Raw genomic sequence first — 2,606 nt, forward strand, 5'->3', positions numbered from 1 at the left:
GGCTCTTGATCATCGACCAGTTCTGCCAGTCATACCCGATCGCCGGATCGAGCGTGGCGACATCGTCCTTGTAGGTGATGGTGATGGCGCCGCCCTGCTTGGCGTTCGGATCGACGGTGTCCTCGGCGCGAACACTTGTCATGCCGAGCATCAGCGCCAGCGCCGATGCCGCTACCGTGGAAGCGAGAAACTTTTTCATTTTTATGTTCCCTTTCTCTGTCTGGTTTTCATTTTCATCTGAGCTTGATGCGGGGGTCGATGAAGGGCGCGATGACGTCGGCCAGCAGATTGCCGAGCACGATGGCGAAGGCCGAGACCAGGGTGACGCCCATGATGATCGGGATGTCCACGCGCTGGATGGCCTGCCACGCCAGCTGGCCAATGCCAGGCCAGCCGAACACGCTTTCGACGACGACGATGCCACCCATGAAGATGCCGATGTCGATGCCGATCATGGCGATGACCGGCAGGATGGCGTTCGGCAGCGCATGGCGGAAAAGGATGGCTCGCCGCGCCAGGCCCTTGGCGCGGGCGGTGCGGACATAATCCTGACGCAGAACATCGATCATCGACGAGCGCATCATGCGGGCGTACCAGCCGGCGCCGAGTATGCCCATGGTCAGCGACGGCAGCACGAGATGACGCCAGGTGCCATAGCCGCCGATCGGGAACCAGCTGAGCCGCACGGCAAAGACGTAGAGCAGCAGCAGACCGACGACGAATTGCGGTGCCGAGACGCCGACGAAGGAGGCGACCATCAGCGTCTGGTCGGTGCCGGTGCCGCGCTTGACGGCAGCGATCAGGCCCATGCTGAGGCCGAGCAGCAGCTCGCACAGGATGGCGCCGACCATCAGCAACAGGCTTGCCGGCAGCCGTGAGACGATCAGCTCGGTGACTTCGGAGCGCTGGATGTAGGAGCGGCCGAGATCGCCGCTGATGAGCTTCGTAAGATAGCGCCAGTACTGGACGATGAAGGGCTGGTCGAGGCCGAGCTGCTGGCGGATGTTCTCAACCGTCTGCGGCGTGGCGCTGCGGCCGGCGATCTGGCGCACCGGGTCGGCCGGCAAGAGATAGAGCAGCGCGAAGGTGATCAGCGAGACGCCGAGCAGGATCAGCAGCGACTGGATCAGGCGGCGGCCTAGATAGGCGATCATGCCCGGCCCCTTTGCGTCGGATCGAGGATGTCGCGCAGCGCGTCGCCGATCAGGTTGAAGGCCAGTGCCAGCGCCAGGATCGCCGCACCGGGGAAGAACACCAGCCAGGGTGCTGCCTGGAAGTAGGTCTGGTTCTCGAAGATGATGTTGCCCCAGGACGAGGTCGGCGGCTGCACGCCAATGCCGAGGAAGGAGAGCGTCGCCTCCAACAGCACCGTGGTCGAAATGCCGAGCGTGCCCCAGACGATGATGGTCGGCAGGAGATGCGGCAGGATGTGGCGAAACAGGATGCGCGGTGCGCTCGCCCCGATGGTGCGCTCGGCGTCGATGAACTCGCGTTCGGCGAGCGAAGAGGTCTCGGTGTAAATAACGCGGGCGGTCTGCACCCAGTTGACCAGCGCGATGACCATGGCGACGATCCACAGGCTCGGCTCGAACACCGCCGCCAGGCAAATGGCGAGCAGCAGTGCCGGAAAGGCCATCATCAAATCGGTGAAGCGCATCAGCGCACTGCCGATCCAGCCGCGGAAATAGCCAGCAACAACACCGACCAGCGTGCCGATGAACAGCGCCACGCCATTGGCGACGATGCCGATGATCAGCGAGGTGCGGGCTCCGTAGAGGATGCGGGTCAACAGGTCGCGGCCGAGCAGGTCGGTGCCCAGCCAGAATTTTGCATCCGGCGGCAAGGGCGAGCCCTCGATGGTCAGGCCGTCGAACATCTGCTCGTTGGGATCGTAGCCTGTCAGCCATGGCGCCAGCACGGCGCCGGCAACGACAATGGCGACGATCACCAGCCCAAGCAGTGCCAGACGGCGCCTGACCAGCCGGCGCCAGACGCCGGCGCGCGGCTTGACCGGCATGCGCCCTGGCGCGGTGAGATCAGGCGCGATGGGACTGGTCATCGCCGCCTTCTTCCCCCGTTGCTTCTTCACTTGTCATGGCCACGATCCGCCGCGCGGCATCCTCGACGCTGATCTGCCAGCTCATCGCCAGCGAGCGAAGCTGCGCATAGGCGCGGCCGTCATCGGCGCCTTTCGCCAGTGCCGTCACCGCGCGCACGATGGTCTGGCGCTCGGCGACGCGCTGGCGAAGCGAGGCGATTTCGCTGGCCAGGTGTTTTCGCGCCTCGAAACTTTGCCTTGCGATCAGCAGTGCGCTGTAGACGCCGGCATTGCCGACCGGCTTCAAGAGTTGGGCGTCGGCCTTGTGCGACAATGCCCATTCGATGCGGCCGGGCGCCTCGGAGCCGATCAGCGCCACCAGCGGCATCGGCGCTTCGCCCGGCTTCCACGGGAATTGCTCGTCGAAGCCGAGATCGGCGTCGAAGAAGACGAAATCGGCCGCCAGCGCCTCGGGCGGTAGTTCGGGCCAGCAGTCCAGCGTGATCAGGCCGATGGCCGACAATTGCCTGGTGATCGCCTGCACCGTCGGGTGCGGACGGTGCAGGAT

3 protein-coding genes and 1 pseudogene are annotated in these 2,606 nt (G+C 64.9%); all 4 read right to left on the minus strand.

Translation table 11 applies throughout. The annotated features are described in order from the left end of the window. Positions 1–199: pseudogene (locus EN893_RS28485) on the minus strand (ABC transporter substrate-binding protein); the annotation flags it as partial. A 34-nt stretch (positions 200–233) separates the two neighbouring features. After that, positions 234–1,154 (minus strand): ABC transporter permease, encoded by a 921-nt coding sequence (locus EN893_RS28490; RefSeq protein ID WP_127268209.1) that lies wholly within the window; start codon positions 1,152–1,154, stop codon positions 234–236. Further along, positions 1,151–2,017 (minus strand): ABC transporter permease, encoded by an 867-nt coding sequence (locus EN893_RS28495; RefSeq protein ID WP_127387289.1) that lies wholly within the window; start codon positions 2,015–2,017, stop codon positions 1,151–1,153. Before EN893_RS28495 ends, EN893_RS28490 begins: the two co-directional genes overlap by 4 nt. 19 nt (positions 2,018–2,036) lie before the next feature. Next, positions 2,037–2,606, minus strand: a 570-nt coding sequence (locus tag EN893_RS28500) for an ANTAR domain-containing protein (RefSeq protein ID WP_128361966.1), incomplete at its 5' end; no start/stop codon positions are given.

It is taken from the genome of Mesorhizobium sp. M7A.F.Ca.CA.004.04.2.1, from assembly GCF_004022825.1.
Lineage (GTDB): Bacteria > Pseudomonadota > Alphaproteobacteria > Rhizobiales > Rhizobiaceae > Mesorhizobium.

What these genes read in the sequence shown, in the direction of transcription:
- EN893_RS28490 (WP_127268209.1), bottom strand. Translation starts at nt 1,154, where the DNA reads ATGATCGCCTATCTAGGCCGCCGCCTGATCCAGTCGCTGCTGATCCTG.
- EN893_RS28495 (WP_127387289.1), bottom strand. Translation starts at nt 2,017, where the DNA reads ATGCCGGTCAAGCCGCGCGCCGGCGTCTGGCGCCGGCTGGTCAGGCGC.